The organism is Chitinophaga sp. 10T418, from assembly GCF_056394125.1.
The window spans coordinates 564,849-582,880 of record NZ_JBFTHG010000003.1; the positions used below are offsets into that span (position 1 = coordinate 564,849).

Genomic DNA, 18,032 nt, shown 5'->3' on the forward strand with positions numbered 1-18,032 from the left:
ATTAAAAAACCCGTATCTCCTTATTTACATACTACATTTCTTTAACTTTGCGGACTATGTCAGAAAATGTAAATGTTCAGAAGATCGTTCCCTTTGAAGGGTCAAAATTAAGCAAGAAGGAGCAGATAGCGACCATGTTTGATGATATTGCTCATCGCTATGACTTTCTTAACCACTTTATGTCGCTCGGAATCGACATTATCTGGCGGAAAAAAGCGTTGGGCTATTTGAAGTCGCTTCAGCCCAAACTCATGCTGGACGTAGCTACCGGCACGGGCGACTTTGCCATTATGGCCGAAAAGCACCTTCATCCGGAAAAAATTGTGGGCATTGATATTTCTGAGGGGATGTTGACTCATGGGCGGGAAAAGATCGAAAAACTGGGTCTGGCAGATAAAATTACGCTGCAATCCGGCGATAGTGAGACAATAAGTTTTCCGGACCAGACGTTTGATGCCATAACAGTGGCTTTCGGCGTACGGAATTTCGAAAACCTGGAAAAGGGGCTGTCTGACATGTATCGTGTACTGAAGCCAGGAGGTAAATTAGTGATCCTTGAATTTTCGAATCCCACAGTTTTTCCTATTAAACAATTATATAATTTGTATTTTCGTTATATTACACCGCTGCTCGGGAAATGGATAGCGAAGAGCCAGGCGGCTTACAGTTATCTGCCAGAATCTGTGAAAGCGTTTCCGCAGGGTGAAGCAATGCGAACTATTTTAACTAACACCCGTTTCCAGGCCGTTACATGCAAAACGCTAACATTCGGCATATGTTCTATTTATTGCGCTACGCGCTGATATTCGTTTTATTGGTTGGAATGCTTCCTGCAAAGGCGCAAACCAATATGAATATGATAGAACATGATGCAAAACCCTATTACTTTGGCATTACGCTGGCCGCAAACCAGTCCTATTTTAAACTCGAGCATTCTCCTGCCTTCCTGGCGAGCGACTCTATTATGGTGGCAGAGCCATTGAAAACAATGGGGTTTAACCTGGGATTACTGGCTAATGCCAGGCTTAGCGAGCATTTTGATCTGCGTTTTAATCCGCAGCTCATCTTTGCTTCCAAAAATCTGTATTACCGGGACGCCTATCCCAAACCACAGGATAGCGAAAAAAAGATCGAATCTATTTTACTAAGCTTCCCCTTACAGATCAAATTTAAGTCGGACCGCATCGGCAATATGCGTGTATACACCATTGCCGGTCTGAAATACGACTATGATCTGGCCTCCAACGCCCGTCTACGCAGGGCAGACGACCTCGTAAAGATCAAAAAGAGCGACTATGGCTATGAAGCCGGCGCCGGATTTGAGTTTTACTTTGAGAGCTTCATCTTTGCGCCTGAATTCAAAATCAGCAACGGTTTCGGCAATGTACACGTAAAAGACCCTAACCTGCGGTACTCTAATGTGGTAGAAAAGCTGCAATCACGCATGTTTGTATTTTCCATTCACCTGGAAGGATAAAGACAATCGCCGAAGGCGATCCACTCCGCTTTTTCGCTAATTTTTCTACCTTTGCGGCATGCAAAATTACCTCATCAGGAATATAGCCGTGGTAAACGAAGGACAGACCACAGTACAGGATGTATGGATCAGAAACAGCCGCATTGAAAAAATAGCGCCTAATATCACTGTCACCGGCCAATACACGGAAATTAACGGAGAAGGGAAACACCTGCTGCCCGGCGTAATAGACGACCAGGTACATTTCCGCGAGCCCGGCCTCACACAAAAAGCGACTATTTATACAGAAGCACGCGCTGCCGTAGCCGGTGGAACCACCAGCTTCATGGAAATGCCCAATACCAAACCTGCTGCACTCACCCAGGAATTACTGGAAGATAAATATATCATCGCCCAACAACATTCACTGGCGAACTACTCCTTTTTCATGGGAGCTGCCAATGATAATGTGGAAGAAATTCTGAAGACGAACGCTAAAAAAGAAAGTGTTTGCGGTGTAAAAATATTCATGGGTTCTTCTACCGGTAACATGCTCGTAGATAACTACCTCACCCTGGAAACCGTTTTTTCCAACAGCGAATTACTGATAGCTACCCACTGCGAAGATGAAAAAATCATCCGCAGTAATATGGAAGCGTTTCAGCGCGAAAAAGGAGATCACCTCACCGCTGCCGACCATCCGCTGATACGCAATGTGGAAGCTTGTTTTGAGTCTTCATTGGTGGCTATACAGTTTGCACAGAAGCACAATGCCCGCCTGCACATTCTTCATATATCCACTGCCCGCGAACTGCAGTTGTTCAGCAACATGCTGCCACTGGCGGAGAAACGCATCACCGCAGAGGTATGTGTACATCATCTTCATTTTACGGCAGATGATTATGCACAATATGGTAACCTGATCAAATGCAACCCGGCCATTAAAGCTGCAGATAACAAAACCGCGCTGTGGCAGGGACTTCTGGACGACAGGCTGGATATTATTGCCACAGACCATGCACCACATACCTGGGAAGAAAAACAACTCCCCTACCTGCAGGCTCCATCTGGTGTGCCATTGGTACAACACAGCCTCTTGCTGATGCTGGAACATGCCCGTCAGGGTGATATCACGATAGAAAAAGTGGTGGAAAAAATGAGCCATGCACCCGCTATCTGCTTCCAGATAAAGGAAAGAGGATTTTTGAGAGAAGGCTACTTTGCAGACTGCGTCATCGTAGATCTGAATGGCCAGACCAACGTAAACAAACAGAACATTTATTATAAGTGTGCCTGGAGCCCGTTTGAAGGTCATACCTTCCCGGCTGCCATCACCCATACTTTTGTAAGCGGCCACCTGGCTTATGCTGACGGCGCTTTCAATGAAAATGTACTGGGTCATCGGTTAGCATTTAGCCGCTAACAGAAGCTGAAAGCATAAAACAAAAGGCCATCGAAGCGGATAATACCAGCGGAACCTCCGTCAGTGATCCGTTTCGATGGCCTTTTGCTTTATGCTTTCAGCTTTTCTTTCTAATCTTATGGAATTTTTCTATCCTTGCATCTTCCACCGTATATTCACTAAAATGACGCTGCATGCAACTGGACAAAACATCCTACTACGACCTGTCTATTTTTAACCGCGACGAAGAGTATTCCCTATTTCACCGGCTTGATTTTACCACTACTTCCGGAGGTCGTGAATTCCTACGCCAATTATTCAGCAACCCATTAGAAGATATTACCTCGATCCAAAACCGTCAACGGGCATTACAGTATATCCTGGAGCAGGAAAGTAACTGGCCCTCCATTATCTCCAACGGCACGGTGGTAGTAGTGGAAAACTATATGGAAGCGCAGATCGACCCCATCTCCAATACAGAGGGGATGTCGTTGTACATACAGGCAGTGATCAATAAAACATTGTATGCACCTGATTTTGGTTTCATTAAATTCTCTTTCACACAGCTGGTAAACCTCCTGAAAGGATTTCGTTCTTTTATCAACGCCTTTAATTCAGATGACACCCCCAAATTGCTGAAAACATTGCTGGACAGGGCACAGCAGCTGTTAACTAAAAAGGATTTCTATGAAATTCTGAAAGCTGATGAAGAAGGGAAACTGAATTATATAGAAATACTGCGTTATGATAATTATATCAGGAAAAGACATAAAAAGGTGATCACCGAACTGGTGACCCTTTACCAGCAACTGGATGCTTACTATGCAATGGCCAAAGCTATCAAGCATTACAAGCTGATTTTCCCTACCTTTTCCAATAGCACAAGACCTGTGGTGAAAGCTAATCAGCTGTATCACATCATACTGCCGGAGCCGGTAGCTTATGATGTAACACTGGATGAAGCATCGCACTTTATGTTCCTTACAGGCGCAAATATGGCGGGTAAAACTACCTTTATCAAAGCAGTAGGTGTAGCGGTATTTCTGGCACATATAGGTATGGGCGTACCTGCCCAAAGTATGGAGCTGAGCTTCTTTCATGGCATCTTCAGCAACATACAGGTACAGGATAATATATTCAAGGGAGAAAGCTATTTCTATAGTGAAGTATTGCGTATCAAGAATACAATTCTGCAGATCAGCAATGGTAAAAACTGGCTGGTGCTGATTGATGAAATGTTTAAAGGTACCAATGTGGAAGATGCCAGAAACTGTTCCCTGGCGGTTATCCGGGGACTGCTGCAAAGTACCAACTGTCTCTTCATTTTGTCTACTCACCTCTATGAAATAGCAGAAGATCTCAGTGCAGAGCAACGCATTCAATTCAAATATTTTGAATCTACTGTTATAGAAGATGACCTTCATTTTACTTACCTACTGAAAGATGGTATTGCAAAAGAAAAGATCGGGTACCTGATCCTGAAAAGAGAGAAGGTGCTTGATTTGCTGACGCAGATCAAGTAAGCGGAAAGCAGAAGGCATAAAGCAAAAAGCTATTGAAGCAGATGTATTTAACGGATATCACGTTAATCATCCGGTTCAATAGCTTTTTGCTTTTTGCCTTCTGCTTTTTGCTTATCTTCATATCGTTAACCCAACATCCATATGATTGTTAAAACCTTCGGCAGCGCTATACAGGGCGTTAATGCCATCACCATTACCATAGAGGTAAATGTATCTTCCCAGGGAAACAGATTATTTATAGTAGGCCTGCCGGACAATGCGGTAAAAGAAAGTGAGCGGCGTATTGAATCCACTATTCAATGTATGGGATTCCGCATGCCGCGGACGCGGACAGTGGTAAATATGGCGCCTGCCGATATCCGCAAAGCCGGTGCCGCGTACGATCTGCCTATGGCAGCCGGCATTATGGCGGCATCCGGGCAAATACCTGCCACCTACCTGGAAGCCTATCTGATGATGGGAGAACTATCGCTGGACGGCACCATACAGCCCATTAAAGGTGCTTTACCAATGGCTATGCAGGCACAAAAAGACGGCTTCCAGGGATGCATACTTCCCAAACAAAATGCACAGGAAGCTGCAATGGTGAATGGATTGAAAGTATATGGCATTTCACATATTTCAGAAGCCGTTAACTTCTTCAATGATCCCAACACCTTGCAGGCAGTAGTGCCGGCAAAGGATGAGTTTTATATTACGCAGGACCAGTTTGATGTAGACTTCAGCGAAGTAAAAGGGCAGCACCAGATAAAACGTGCCCTGGAAATAGCCGCCGCCGGTGGACATAATGCTATTTTAATTGGTCCGCCGGGCGCCGGAAAAACCATGCTGGCCAAACGTTTGCCCACCATCCTGCCCCCACTCACCCTGCTGGAAGCACTGGAAACCACTAAAATACATTCGGTCGCCGGCAAGCTCCCACAGCATGCATCACTGATTGTACACCGGCCGTTTCGTTCGCCACACCATACCATCAGTGATGCCGCGCTGGTAGGTGGAGGCAGTATTCCACAGCCCGGAGAAATTTCGCTGGCGCATAATGGTGTATTATTCCTGGATGAGCTGCCGGAATTTAAACGCAAAGTGCTGGAGGTAATGCGACAACCGGTAGAAGAAAGAAAAGTCACCATTTCCAGGGCCAGAACAGCGATTGACTTCCCGGCGAGCTTCATGCTGCTGGCTTCTATGAATCCGTGCCCATGCGGGTATTTCAACCATCCGGATAAGGAATGTTCCTGCATGCCAGGGCAGGTACAGCAATACCTGAATAAAGTATCCGGACCTTTGCTGGATCGTATAGACTTACACGTAGAAGTTACACCCGTTAAGTTTTCCGATCTGTCATCGGTTCATGCTACTGAAAAAAGTGCGTGTATCCGTGACCGTGTTATTGCTGCACGTGGCATACAGGCAGATAGATTTGCCGGCTATCCGGGTATTCATTGTAATGCGCAAATGCATAGTAAGTTACTGTCGGCGGTATGCGTGATCAGTGATCAATGCAGGGCGCAACTGGGGCAGGCCATGCAGAAATTAAAATTGTCGGCGCGGGCTTATGACAGGATACTGAAGGTAAGTCGCACGATTGCTGACCTGGAAGGAAGCAGGAGTGTAGAGCCTGTGCATATGGCGGAGGCCATACAGTTCAGGAGTCTGGACAGGGAAGGATGGGGCAATTAAATACTCAGATCTTCCTTATAACTTTCACTTAATTTTTTCTGCATTTCTGCGGGTACCGGCGCATATTCTGCAAACTGGGATTTCAGTTTTGCCTTGCCTTGTGTCACATTACGCAGAGCAGCGAAGAGCTTATCTATTTCTGCCTGAGGGGTACGTGCTTTAATGACCTGGTAGCCATTCAGTGTATCCATCCCCGTTATGATGCTGCGATGCGTTTGCAGTTCACTCATAATATCTCCCATCATTACATCGGGAGCGATGGCTTCCAGGTCATATACCGGCTCCAGCAATTGCGGGGCCGCCTGATGGAACGCTTCGCGGAAAGCCATCATACCGGCTATTTTAAAGGATATATCGTTGCTGTCTACCGGGTGCATTTTTCCATCGTATACGCTTACCCGTATATCGCGTACATACGATCCCGTTAGTGGCCCCTCCTGCATTTTTTCCATTACGCCTTTGAGGATGGAAGGCAGGAAACGATTGTCGATGGCACCACCTACAATGCAGTTATTGAACACCAGTTTGCCTCCCCAGTTGAGTGCTATTTCTTCCGTATCACGCACCGTATGCTCTTTATACGGTGGCATACCCTCATACCAGGGTTCTATTTTCATATATACTTCTCCAAACTGTCCGGCACCACCAGATTGCTTTTTATGTCGATAGGAAGCCTGTGCGGGCTTTTGTATGGTTTCGCGGTAAGGGATTTTGGCGGTATGGAAGGCGATCTGCATTTTATAGATGTTTTCCAGCCGCCATTTGGTAACGAGTAAATGCAGTTCTCCCTGTCCATGGAGGATCACCTGTTTCAGTTCCCGGTTGAATTCTATCAGCAGGGTAGGATCTTCCATGTGGATTTCCGCCAATACTTCGCTGAGTTTTTCATCATCTCCCTTATTCTTTGCTTCAATGGCTACACGCACTTTAGGGGAGGGAAAGTCGATGGGAGCAATTTCTCCGGGGAAGTTCTTTTCTGCCAGGGTATGGTTGGTGAAAGTATTTTTCATTTTAAGAGTGCAGCCGATATCGCCTGCCTGCAGGCGTTCTATGTTATTACGGTTTTTACCGTCTGCAATAAACAGCTGGCTGATACGCTCTGTCGTGTTTTCCTGCGCATTGATGAGTTCCATCCCGCCTTTCACTTCTCCCGACATTACTTTAAAATAGGTGAGCCTGCCTATGTGTGGCTCCTGTAATGTTTTGAATACAAACAGCGCAGCAGGGCCGGCAGCATCGCAGGGAACGGATTTCCCATTGGTAGTGGTTTCTGCAGGCATTTCTACCGCAGAAGGAGCCACATTGTCAATAAAGCCCATCAGACGGCCACTACCCATGTTCATTTTTGCGGATAAGCAGAACAGGGGGAATACCTGGTGATTGAGCATGCCTATTTTGATGCCTTGTCTCAGTTCATCCTCATCCAGGCTACCTTTTTCGAAATACAACTCCATGAGCTGATCATCATTTTCGGCGGCTTTTTCCACCAGCTCGTTGTGCAGCTGGTCGGCGCGTTCCTTTTCGCTGTCTGGAATGGGGAGTTTTTCAGGTTTACCGCCATTTTCGGGGAAACGGTACATCGTCATTTTCAGGAGATCGATGATGGCATTGAATCCCGGGCCCTGATTGACGGGATACTGCATTACTGTAACGGGATGTCCGAGTACCCGGACGGCATCTTCCACTGTTTTATTGAAATTGGCTAATTCGGCGTCCAGTTGGTTAACCGCCAGGATGGTGGGTTTCCGGTACTTATCCACATAATCCCATACCAGCTCAGTGCCTACTTCCACGCCATATTGGGCATTGAGCAGCAGGACCGCCGTGTCTGAGACACGGATGGCCGCAATAACTTCACCTATAAAGTCTTCCAGGCCAGGGGTATCAATAATATTGATTTTGTAGTCTTTCCATTCTGTGTGCATCAGGGTCGCATATACGGAGTTTCCGCGTTCATGCTCAATTTCATGGTAGTCAGAAATTGTATTTTTTTCTTCTACAGTACCGCGTTTACTGATGATGCCGGCTTCGAATAACATGGTTTCAGAGAGGGTCGTTTTGCCGCTTTTGGGTGCACCTAACAGTACGATGTTTTTGATGTGTTTTTCATCATACGTTTTCATATGTGGAGATTTATTTAGATAATCCTTTATCACCTATGCCTTAAAAAGAACTTACTATTAAGTTAACGTTTTTTGACTAAAATAGCCAGTACTTTTCCCCGCAATATGTGGCAACATGCAGTAACTTTGCACCTCAGGAAATCGGACATATGAAACTATTACTGCATTATTTAAAGAGATATAAATGGTTGGTCGTATTAGCAATGGCTTTGGCCAGTATTAACCAGCTTTTCTCACTGATGGACCCGATGATCTTTGGATGGATCATTGACAGGTTTGCATCTCATCCCCAGGCAACTACCAGAGGGGGAACTATATTCAGGCCGGAAAACGACTATTTATGGGGCGTACTGCTGCTGGTGGGCGCTGCCATAGGTGTGGCCATGGTATCCAGGATTGCCAAAGCTTTTCAGGATTATTTTGTGAACGTGATTGTTCAGAAATTCGGCGCACAGGTGTATACAGACGGGCTTAAGCACTCACTGCGACTGCCTTATCAACAGTTTGAAGATCAGCGCAGCGGTGAAACGCTGGCTATTCTGCAAAAAGTAAGGGTAGACTGTGAAAAGTTTATTACTGCTTTTGTGAATGTGTTGTTTGTATCCATGATCGGCGTTGTGTTTGTAATGGTGTACGCAGCTACGGTGCACTGGACACTGCCTTTCGTGTACCTGACCGGTTGTATTTTACTGACGATCCTCATGAGTTTACTGAGCAGGAAAATTAAGGTGATACAGAAGACGATTGTAAAAGAAACTACCGCATTGGCAGGATCTACTACCGAATCGCTCCGTAACATTGAGCTGGTAAAGAGTTTGGGGTTAACCAACCAGGAAATACGGCGGTTAAATTCCACTACCCTGAAAATTTTAATGCTGGAACTGAAAAAAGTGCGGAGCATCCGCAGTATCAGTTTTGTGCAGGGCACTTTTGTGAACCTGATGCGCTCCAGCATCCTGTTCCTGCTGTTATTTTACATTTATCACGGCACCGTGAGCATTGGCCAGCTGATGACATTGCAGTTGTACTCCTTCTTCATCTTTGGCCCGTTACAGGAGTTGGGTAATATCATTCTCAACTACCGTGAGGCACAGGTATCCCTGTTAAACTTCCAGGGCATTTTGAGCACACCGGTAGAAGAAATGCCGGCAAACCCGGTAAAGGTGAACCATATCAATGAACTGATGTTTAAGCAGGTAGGGTTTAAGCACCTGACTGCTGCGACTAAGGCGCTTGATCAGGTAAACTTCTCTGTAAAAGTAGGTGAAACGATTGCCTTTGTAGGACCTTCCGGATCCGGAAAAACCACACTGGTAAAGATGTTGGTAGGGTTATACAAAGCGAACGAAGGGCATATTTACTATAACGGCGTAGATGCCAATGAAGTGGATATGGAAGAACTCCGTCACCAGGTGGGCTTTGTAACGCAGGATACACAACTGTTTGCAGGTACTATCAAGGAAAACCTGTTATTCGTAAATCCTGGTGCCAGCGATGCAGAGGTAATGGAAGCACTGAACAAAGCGTCCTGTTATTCTTTACTGGCGCGGGCTGACAAAGGTCTTGAAACAGTGATTGGAGAAGGTGGTATTAAAATTTCCGGTGGCGAGAAGCAACGTTTATCCATCGCCAGGGCGCTGTTGCGCAAACCACGTTTGCTGGTATTTGATGAAGCTACATCTGCGCTGGACTCTATTACAGAGGAAGAAATTACTACTACTGTTCGCGAGGTGACTTCTACCAAACAGCATATCACGGTGATGATTGCGCATCGTTTGAGTACCATCATGCACGCCGATCGTATTTATGTGCTGGAAAAAGGCCGTATCGTGGAAGTTGGCAAGCATGAAGATCTTGTAGATGAAAAGGGCCTGTATTACGCCATGTGGAGACAACAAATTGGTGAGCGGAAAGTAGAAGCAGTATAAAGTACGAAGCGGAAAGGCTGGCGGGGGTAGCTTCGCCAGCCAGTTCCTGATTGTAATTGATTAATTTTGTAACATGAGTACACAACAGCCCAGGCGCCCTAACTATTTTGTCAGCATGCTGACAATGAAATGTCCGAGATGCAGGAAAGGAGATATGTTCAAAGATCAGAACCCATTTCACATCAGGTTCTCGAAGATCTTTAACATGTATGATAACTGCCCTGTATGCGGACAAAAGTATGAGCTGGAAACCGGCTTCTGGTTTGGAACTGGCTATGTGAGCTATGCGTTATCAGTAGCCTTCAGTGTATTTAACCTGATCTGGTATGCTGTATTTTTTGGTATTACCTGGAGAGATAACAGCATATTTATATGGCTTGGTATAAATGGAGTGTTGCTGGTACTTATTCAGCCCTGGCTGATGCGATTGTCGCGGGCTATCTATCTTTACTTCTTTGTGTATTATGATGAGGATACCGCTGCATTGGAAAAACCGGTTCATCATCATCAGAAATAGTTAAAAAAGTATGGGGCTGTAAAAACAGCCCCTTTCTTTTTCAACCAAAATCTGAACCAATGGTGGTCAGAAAAATCTTAATAATGCAAAAACCAATTTTTTTTGAAAGCTGAGGGAATCTGTTTTTTCTTCCTGGCAGGACATTCAGTATAACACTTACATAACGAGGCTCAAAACTACAAAATCTATACTTATTTTACTTAATTATTTACATCAATGGTAAATAGCCAGATCAATTGTACCACTAAAACGATTTTATTTATCAAGCCCGTCTGGTATGGATCTTCATCACTTAAAGCAAATTTATACAAATTATAAAAACAAATAATGTTAAATAATTAAATAATGTATAAGTAAGCGTTATATATGAATTCACCCGGATGAGCAGATCCATAAAAATTCGATAGCTTTATCTTTCCAAACATCAACTTATCGTGTACAGAACTTTACTATTGATACCTATTTTATTGTTGAGCTGCCAGCAGTCTGCTCCCGGAGAAGCTGCCAAAACAAACAGTATTGCGAAACCGGCAGAAAAAACGAAGCCCATCCCATTTAAACTGATCAGTGGAAATACGGGGAGTGACAGTGCTGTATTTGAAGCAAAAGGAATTACAGCCACTATCGTTAACTCATCGGCAGGGATGCAAACGATTCATATCACGCAAAATGGCAAGCGGCTGATCAACTATATGCGGGCAGTTGACTCCAGCGCCAAAGCCATACCGTTACCGGAACTGCTTATTACAGGAACGGATACTGTTGTTGGATTTAACATTTCATCGCCATCTGCCAGGAAATTCTTCTTCAAAATAAAAAATAACAAGGCCACCTATACGAAAATAGCGGATGCACCGGCGAGCCCGGACAGCATAAAAAAAGCCCCTGCTGACGCAGGAGCCTTTTAAAAAAACAACCTATATTATTTAAAGTCAATCGGAATCGCCAGCTTGAGGCTGAAGTTCCGGCCTACATTATATACGCCGGATCTCCCGGTGACTTCATTGATGGGCGCATATTTCAGCCTGCTGAGGTGATTCTGGTAAGCCACATCTGTAAAGTTATTCACTGCAAAATGCAGGGAGAACAATGTTTTGTTTTTCTTATTCACGAAATCAGATCCCAGCCCTGCGTTAAATAAGGTATAGCCGGGAGTAGTGGTTTCAGTTTCATATGCCGTGAATGCATTGTTTTGTGCGAAATTCACATCCATTTGCACTCCGATATAAGCATTCTGTAAAGGACCTTTACCTACTTTTTTAAACTTCCCTTTCAACTCGGATAACCAACGGGTTGCCGGAATATTGGGCAGGTATTTCGTAGAGTCGGTACCGTTACTGCTAGTCGCCCTTACGTAAGAAACCGTGTTTTCAAAGTGCAGCCAGTCTATCGGATGCGGATGTATATCCAGCATCAGTTCACCACCATAAAGGTTCGCATCTGTCTGCTGATATTTAAAGGCGGAATATCCTTCTTCGTTATCTGTAGCCGGGATAGAGTCGGAACCTGCCTGGTTAAAGAGTTTACGGGAGAAGATGAAGTTATTGATATGATTGTAAAAGAGACTGGCATTTAAGGAAATATGTTGCGTGTTGAAGTCTACACCGGCATCTACCTGTGTACTTACTTCCGGCTTCAGGTCCTGGTTACCATACTCATATTTGATAGTGCCTTCGTGTACGCCGTTGGCAGAGAGTTCTGCAATATTAGGCGCCCGGAAACCTCTGGCAGCATTGAGTTTCAGCACCACGCGATCGCTGGCTTCGTAGCTCAAACCCACGCTACCGGATACATTGGAGAAGTTGCGTTTAAACGCATCAAACTTCGCATCCCCGCTACCTGCAGGTTTGCCGGAGGCATCCAGGAACAGCGCTTTGGAATTCATAGACCGGTTATCATACCGCACACCACCACTGAGGGTCAGCTTATTGAAGGTTTTGCTGGTTACTGCGAAAGCGCCAAAGTCGAACAGGTCATATGCCGGGATGAGGAATTCCTCACCTTTATTTTCGTTGGTTTGTTGCATACCATTCACGCCTACTGTTGTTTGCCAGCCATTCATTTCAGGCAGGTAATATTTCAGGGCGTAGTTGAATGTTTGCAGGTGCAGGTACAACCCGGGGGTATTGGGATTCAGCGGGTCCCCGAATTCACGGCGCTGGTTGAGCTGATAACCCAGGGTAAGTCCTAAACGACCGCCATTATTCAGGTACAGGTTATTGTCCCATACTATTTTCTGGTGATTGATCTGCTGCTTGGGCACCGTCATGCTATACGACTTGTTGTCGCTGCTGGTTACAGGCGCTTCATCTGCCACCCCATTATTGTTGATGGGCTTTACAAAGCCGCCGGTGCTGTCGCGGTCACCTTCTACAAGTCCCAGGTGCTGATTAAAGGAAGAAAAGCTCAGGTGAGAATATCCCCATTGTTTATTGATACCGATAGTAGCACCATAGTTGGTGTTATTAAAGCGGGAATTAAAAACGTAGTTGTCGTACTTGTTTTTATAATCGTGTGCCTGTTTTTGCGTAACATAAGCTCCCCAGCTGAAACCATTATTATTCCCGGCAATATCTGCATGATACGCCATCAGCCCACTATTGGTTTGATAGTTGGCTTCTACATTTCCTTTTATTTTTCCAGGCGGCAGTGGTGCAGGTGGTACAATGTTGACTACACCCGCCAGTGCATCTGATCCATAGATGAGGGAAGCAGGTCCTTTCAGGACTTCTATCCGGCTCACATTATAATCATCTATTTCGATACCATGTTCATCGCCCCATTGCTGGCCTTCCTGGCGGATACCATCTCCTACCACCACTACGCGGTTGTAGCCGAGACCACGGATAAAAGGTTTGGAAATAGCCGGGCCGGTAGAGAGTTGCGTAACACCGGGGACTTTGGCAATAGCGTCTATGATGTTGGTCGAGATATTATCATCCAGGTAATCACGACGGATTACACTGATCGGCGTAGGTGTTTTCTTTACAGAAGTGGCCAGGTTAGCGCCGGTAATGACTACTTCATTTTTTTCTATCAGCGTTTCTGCCAGCACAAAATCCCTGGTGGTAGCACCGGATATAGTAACTGGTTCAGTGTAAGCAGCATAACCGATATAGTGAACATCCACCAGGAATTTTCCTTTAGGAAGATTTTTGATCGTGTAATTTCCCTGTGCATCGGCAGCAGCACCTACGCGGAGATCCGGCAGGTAAACCGTAGCGCCGGGTAAAGGTGTTTGTGTTAATTTATCCACCACCTTACCGGATAATGAGTTTGAATATACCCCTTCTTCAGGGTTAACGCCGGCATAGGCAGCAGGCAATGCCAGTAAGATTACACTCCAGAGTCCGAGTATAAATACACGCAAATAATGCATATCTGAAAATATATAGAATCAGTAAAGATTGGACAGTCGCCAATATTGAATAGCAAACGCGCACAGATAGTTCACGCTGCAATAAAAAGAGGATTATGCAACACCTATCGGGGGCGCCCTGGGAGTGAGGTTATAATAAGCAGTATGTGTGGTTTCCGGTATGGACAGCGGGTAAAATACCCAAATTACTTTTTGAACCGGAGCTATATAATAAGTGACAAATGGCTCATATGGCTCTATGCCTATTTGCAGGAAATCGCAGTGACGGTGGTGTTCAGAAATGGTAACACCATCGTGCTGGTGTACCACATCCACCGTGTCGTGATGGCCTGAAAATTCGTGTATAAACTCCCTTGGGATGGTATTTATGGCAAATACACCCAGGAGAATAATAGCTAATATTTTATGGAGATAGCTTTTGTACACGGAGGCAAAGGTAGCAAAATCCATCTATTTGCAACAGCGTTGCACGATTATTAATGAAATTATAAGGTCATTTTACTTTGAGCATAGGCCATACCTGCTGTATTGGACCATTTTGGAAACGGGCATAATAAATACCAGCGGGCAATTGCCGGCCATCGAATGTAATTTTATAGGTACCCGGTGTATGCACACTATTTACCGGTACGCTGATGAGGCGGCCGGTAGTATCAAAGATCTGGATCATGGTATTGCCACTGCCGGTGATATAGGTAATATACGTATAGTCGGCAAAGGGATTGGGCGCGTTATAGATAAGCTTTTTACCATCTGTGCTCAGATCCGGTAAACCGGTGATCGTACCGCAAGCCACGCCACTAACCAGGGGCAGACGTTGGTAATCTTTCCCCATAATTTTTTGCAATGCAGTTTGATCCACACAAAACCATTGCTCCAGGATAGAAGCGTAGATGGATCTGAAATCGTATTGCATGGGGATATTATCAATCACAGAGGAAGTATCCGGCAAGGCAGGTGAATTACCCAGCACGCCCTGATTTACGTAATCTCCAAAAATGATCATGGGAGCCGCGGCTCCATGGTCGGTACCCATACTATAGTTGGATTTGATACGGCGGCCAAATTCAGAGAAGGTCATCCCCACTACCCTGCGGGAAGCGTGCAGTCCTTTAAGATCATCCATGAAAGCCTTGATGGCATCAGATACACCGCCCAACAGGTTGGCGTGACCACCTTTGCTGGTGTCGCCTCCTTCTGTTTGATTGGCATGTGTATCAAAACCACCGGTGCTGACCATATAAAGCCTTGTTTTGAGTCCACCGGCCACCAATCGTGCTACTATCTTCAGCTGTTCCGCCAGGTTGTTGTTGGCGGGGTAAGCACCCTGCGCTGTCACTTTTTTAGCGGCAGCCAGGATAGCCGTCTCATAGGCATTGGTTTGTTTGGCAATGAGGCGGATATATGCCAGCTCCTTACCTGCTTTGGTATTGGGAACGGGATCCGTTACCCCGTCAATCAGGTTATAAAAATCGTCTGCGCTCGTAATGGCAATGCCCATGCTGGCATTAGGTCCCTGGAACGCGGGCGACACGATAGATCCTATCTGTATGGCCAATGGGTCCGGTGCTTCAGCATTCGGATATCCATCGGGAAAATTATCGTATTGTGTATCGAGGTAGCGCCCACCCCAGCCGGTAGTCAGTACTTCGTTGGAATCGGAGCCGGTGAGCCATATATCGGTGGCGCGGAAATGTGAGTAGTTGGGAGAAGGGTATCCCACACTTTGCACAATGCTGACTTTACCATCGTTGTATAGTTGCTGAATACCTTTCATCGATGGATGCAGCCCGGATTTGATGTAATTATCCAGGCGGAGTACTTTACTTTCCTGGATGGCAATATTGGTACGTGCTGCCTGGTATTTACCGTATACATCGAGTGGTATCACCATGTTCAGACCATCGTTTCCTCCTGTCATCTGGATCATTACCAGCACGTGATCATTATCTGTAGAAGCGCTGCTCAGCGCGTTCAGCATAGGAGAGGAAGCGAAGGCTTTAATGGAAAAGCCGTTAATTAAAGTAGGCAGGATAGCAGCTGGCGCTGTATATTTAAGGAAGTCTCTTCTTTTCATAAAAAGGTTTTTCAGCTATCAGGCTAATTGATATTCCGATAGGTCCATGATGTATTTATACAGTGCTTTGAGGCGGCTTTCCACGTTGTCTTTTAAGGCTGCATCTCCGGGAGACGCTTTATAGGCGTTCCAGGCATCGGTCCAGTAAAAGTTACTGTTAGGACTTTGGCCGAAGAGGATAATGCTGTTTTTCAGGAAGGCTTTCGTTGCATCGGAAACGCCTACACGATATAATATATCCAGGGAATCGCTCACCAGTGCTACCGGGTCTTCCGGGTGTGGAAGCTGGCTGGCAAAGGCGATGGTATCTATATGCAGACCACCGAAGCCGCCCGTGCTGACGAGGGCATCACTTAGTTTGTTGCGTTTAGGGAGTGTATCTGTGTTGATCCACAATTCATGAAAGGAAGGTGCCTGGTAATAGGCATCCCATCCGGCTACCAGTGGAGGGTCACCGAAATCCTGCAGCATGGCAGCGGCTCTTCCGTGAATGGCGCTCCAGGCGTTGTAACGGCTTGGATAGTCAGCAGGAAAAGTGATGCCGTATTCGCGGCATATGCCGATACAAAAATCTGCCGGGCTTTTAATGAGGCAGGCCATGTTTAACGGATCAAAAAAATGTTCGCTGGTAAACAGGGCGTTGAGTGTAGTTTTTATATCGTATTGGCTGCTGCGGAATATTTCCGCGAGTGGCGCTATGACGTTGGTTTCTGTGGCCTGGTCTATATCATAATAAACAAAGAAGCGGTATAGTTTCCGGCAGATAAATTTTGCCACTTCCGGTTGTGCAAAAATGATATCGAGCAGGTTATCTACTTCAGTAGCGCCATCCTGGCCGGTTTTTCCGGAGATGACTTTATTGAGATAGAAACCTGAAAATTGTTTATTGGTGAGATCATGCTGGGTGGTATCGAAGAGGCTCACGATGTTTGTTCTGTCGACCCGAAATCCGGTGAGGACGCGGGCAGTGGCTCTTACGTCATCTTCCGTATAATGGGAATCCGGTCCTTTTCCTACGGTAAAAAGTTCGTGCAATTCGCGTGCATAGTTTTCATCGGCGGCTCCTTTTGAGTTGAGATAACCGTTGAGATACACGAGCATGGCGGGATCGAGCGTGATAGCTTTTGTGAGATCCTTAAAATTGCCGAGGGCATGTTTGCGCAGGGTGAGGTTGTATTGGTAAATAAAGCGGCTGTCACTTACCATACCTGTTTCCGTAACAAAATGATTATGCCAGAAGAGCACCATTTTTTCGTGTATGCTTGCAGGTTGGTTAATCATTTGTCCGGTCCACCAGGCTTTATAGGAGGCCATTCTTTTCCTTTCCAGCATTTCATCGCCGAGTGCGGCTCTTACCCAGGTAGCGCCGGGAGCAACGCCGGTAGCATCGATACCGTAGTTATTTACGGGTGGTGCGGGATCTGCCTGTGCGGTGAGCAGGGTATCTACTGCCTGTTGCATGTTCATGCTTTTAAAGGCATTGACATTAGCGGGCGAAACACCGAATAAGGTACGTTTCAGCAGGTGTATCAGTTGTAATGATTCCCAGTTGCCGGTATAGGGCGCCATGCCGGTGTCGGTACGTGCCGAAGCGACAGCATTCCGCGTATTGCTGCGATCAGGCGATAAGGTTAGGAATTGTCTGCGATCCATAAATGTGATATGGTTGATGGCTTAGGGGGCCGATTATGGAGCCAAATTAACAAAAAGTTTAATCTAATTAAAGAGAAAGGCATATTATATTATAAAGAAGTATCAAAACGATACATCTATTATCATTTTAAAATCAGAATTATCATTTTAATACTCTAATAATCATTAACTTACGAATAAATTTATTTGTATACGCATTATAAAATGTCTAACTTTGGAAAATGTCTGTCGATATACAGACATGCCAAAAGGGAGCTGCCGGTTCCTGGAAAGAAAGACAGTCCCTTTGGCTTT

General features: G+C 45.5%; 13 protein-coding genes. 8 read left to right on the forward strand and 5 right to left on the reverse strand.

Annotation, left to right across the window (positions count from 1 at the left end):
- Positions 1-56 precede the first annotated feature (56 nt).
- The 5 genes from ubiE to AC1DCV_RS10450 all read left to right on the forward strand — a co-directional run bounded on the left by ubiE (position 57) and on the right by AC1DCV_RS10450 (position 6,061).
- Positions 57-803, forward strand: a complete 747-nt coding sequence (gene ubiE, locus AC1DCV_RS10430; protein ID WP_441573531.1) for a bifunctional demethylmenaquinone methyltransferase/2-methoxy-6-polyprenyl-1,4-benzoquinol methylase UbiE — start codon at positions 57-59, stop codon at positions 801-803.
- On the forward strand, positions 776-1,477 hold the full coding sequence (gene porT / locus AC1DCV_RS10435) for a type IX secretion/gliding motility protein PorT/SprT (RefSeq protein WP_477023125.1): 702 nt from the start codon (positions 776-778) through the stop codon (positions 1,475-1,477). The genes ubiE and porT overlap by 28 nt, the downstream gene beginning before the upstream one ends.
- A gap of 58 nt (positions 1,478-1,535) precedes the next feature.
- Positions 1,536-2,879: a dihydroorotase gene (locus AC1DCV_RS10440; protein WP_477023126.1), complete on the forward strand. Its 1,344-nt coding sequence runs from the start codon at positions 1,536-1,538 to the stop codon at positions 2,877-2,879.
- 173 nt (positions 2,880-3,052) lie between these two features.
- On the forward strand, positions 3,053-4,381 hold the full coding sequence (locus AC1DCV_RS10445; protein WP_477023127.1) for a MutS-related protein: 1,329 nt from the start codon (positions 3,053-3,055) through the stop codon (positions 4,379-4,381).
- A gap of 141 nt (positions 4,382-4,522) precedes the next feature.
- Entirely contained in the window at positions 4,523-6,061 is a 1,539-nt protein-coding gene (locus AC1DCV_RS10450; protein ID WP_477023128.1) for a YifB family Mg chelatase-like AAA ATPase, read from the forward strand.
- Here AC1DCV_RS10450 and AC1DCV_RS10455 read toward each other — a convergent pair.
- Complete coding sequence (locus tag AC1DCV_RS10455) at positions 6,058-8,184, reverse strand: elongation factor G (RefSeq protein ID WP_477023129.1); 2,127 nt, start codon at positions 8,182-8,184, stop codon at positions 6,058-6,060. The genes AC1DCV_RS10450 and AC1DCV_RS10455 overlap by 4 nt on opposite strands.
- Positions 8,185-8,333: 149 nt before the next feature.
- On the opposite strand from AC1DCV_RS10455, the gene AC1DCV_RS10460 reads away from it, so the two are divergent.
- From AC1DCV_RS10460 to AC1DCV_RS10470, 3 genes are all read left to right on the forward strand, one after another.
- Positions 8,334-10,112 (forward strand): ABC transporter ATP-binding protein, encoded by a 1,779-nt coding sequence (locus AC1DCV_RS10460; protein WP_477023130.1) that lies wholly within the window; start codon positions 8,334-8,336, stop codon positions 10,110-10,112.
- 73 nt (positions 10,113-10,185) lie between these two features.
- Positions 10,186-10,629 (forward strand): DUF983 domain-containing protein, encoded by a 444-nt coding sequence (locus AC1DCV_RS10465; RefSeq protein WP_477023131.1) that lies wholly within the window; start codon positions 10,186-10,188, stop codon positions 10,627-10,629.
- Positions 10,630-11,063: 434 nt separating this feature from the next.
- Positions 11,064-11,537: a hypothetical protein gene (locus AC1DCV_RS10470; RefSeq protein WP_477023132.1), complete on the forward strand. Its 474-nt coding sequence runs from the start codon at positions 11,064-11,066 to the stop codon at positions 11,535-11,537.
- 14 nt (positions 11,538-11,551) lie between these two features.
- Here the strand turns inward: AC1DCV_RS10470 and AC1DCV_RS10475 are convergent, their stop codons facing one another.
- The 4 genes from AC1DCV_RS10475 to AC1DCV_RS10490 all read right to left on the reverse strand — a co-directional run bounded on the left by AC1DCV_RS10475 (position 11,552) and on the right by AC1DCV_RS10490 (position 17,738).
- On the reverse strand, positions 11,552-14,008 hold the full coding sequence (locus AC1DCV_RS10475) for a TonB-dependent receptor (RefSeq protein ID WP_477023133.1): 2,457 nt from the start codon (positions 14,006-14,008) through the stop codon (positions 11,552-11,554).
- 93 nt (positions 14,009-14,101) lie between these two features.
- On the reverse strand, positions 14,102-14,458 hold the full coding sequence (locus tag AC1DCV_RS10480) for a hypothetical protein (RefSeq protein WP_477023134.1): 357 nt from the start codon (positions 14,456-14,458) through the stop codon (positions 14,102-14,104).
- Positions 14,459-14,501: 43 nt separating this feature from the next.
- Positions 14,502-16,085, reverse strand: coding sequence for a DUF1501 domain-containing protein (locus tag AC1DCV_RS10485; protein WP_477023135.1), 1,584 nt, complete (start codon positions 16,083-16,085; stop codon positions 14,502-14,504).
- An 18-nt stretch (positions 16,086-16,103) separates the two neighbouring features.
- On the reverse strand, positions 16,104-17,738 hold the full coding sequence (locus tag AC1DCV_RS10490; protein ID WP_477023136.1) for a DUF1800 domain-containing protein: 1,635 nt from the start codon (positions 17,736-17,738) through the stop codon (positions 16,104-16,106).
- Between the last annotated feature and the right edge of the window lie 294 nt (positions 17,739-18,032).

Coding starts and splice junctions, on each gene's coding strand:
- AC1DCV_RS10455 (WP_477023129.1), bottom strand. CDS start 8,184: ATGAAAACGTATGATGAAAAACACATCAAAAACATCGTACTGTTAGGT.
- AC1DCV_RS10475 (WP_477023133.1), bottom strand. CDS start 14,008: ATGCATTATTTGCGTGTATTTATACTCGGACTCTGGAGTGTAATCTTA.
- AC1DCV_RS10490 (WP_477023136.1), bottom strand. CDS start 17,738: ATGGATCGCAGACAATTCCTAACCTTATCGCCTGATCGCAGCAATACG.
- ubiE (WP_441573531.1), top strand. CDS start 57: ATGTCAGAAAATGTAAATGTTCAGAAGATCGTTCCCTTTGAAGGGTCA.
- porT (WP_477023125.1), top strand. CDS start 776: ATGTTCTATTTATTGCGCTACGCGCTGATATTCGTTTTATTGGTTGGA.
- AC1DCV_RS10445 (WP_477023127.1), top strand. CDS start 3,053: ATGCAACTGGACAAAACATCCTACTACGACCTGTCTATTTTTAACCGC.
- AC1DCV_RS10450 (WP_477023128.1), top strand. CDS start 4,523: ATGATTGTTAAAACCTTCGGCAGCGCTATACAGGGCGTTAATGCCATC.
- AC1DCV_RS10480 (WP_477023134.1), bottom strand. CDS start 14,458: ATGGATTTTGCTACCTTTGCCTCCGTGTACAAAAGCTATCTCCATAAA.
- AC1DCV_RS10465 (WP_477023131.1), top strand. CDS start 10,186: ATGAGTACACAACAGCCCAGGCGCCCTAACTATTTTGTCAGCATGCTG.
- AC1DCV_RS10460 (WP_477023130.1), top strand. CDS start 8,334: ATGAAACTATTACTGCATTATTTAAAGAGATATAAATGGTTGGTCGTA.
- AC1DCV_RS10440 (WP_477023126.1), top strand. CDS start 1,536: ATGCAAAATTACCTCATCAGGAATATAGCCGTGGTAAACGAAGGACAG.
- AC1DCV_RS10485 (WP_477023135.1), bottom strand. CDS start 16,085: ATGAAAAGAAGAGACTTCCTTAAATATACAGCGCCAGCTGCTATCCTG.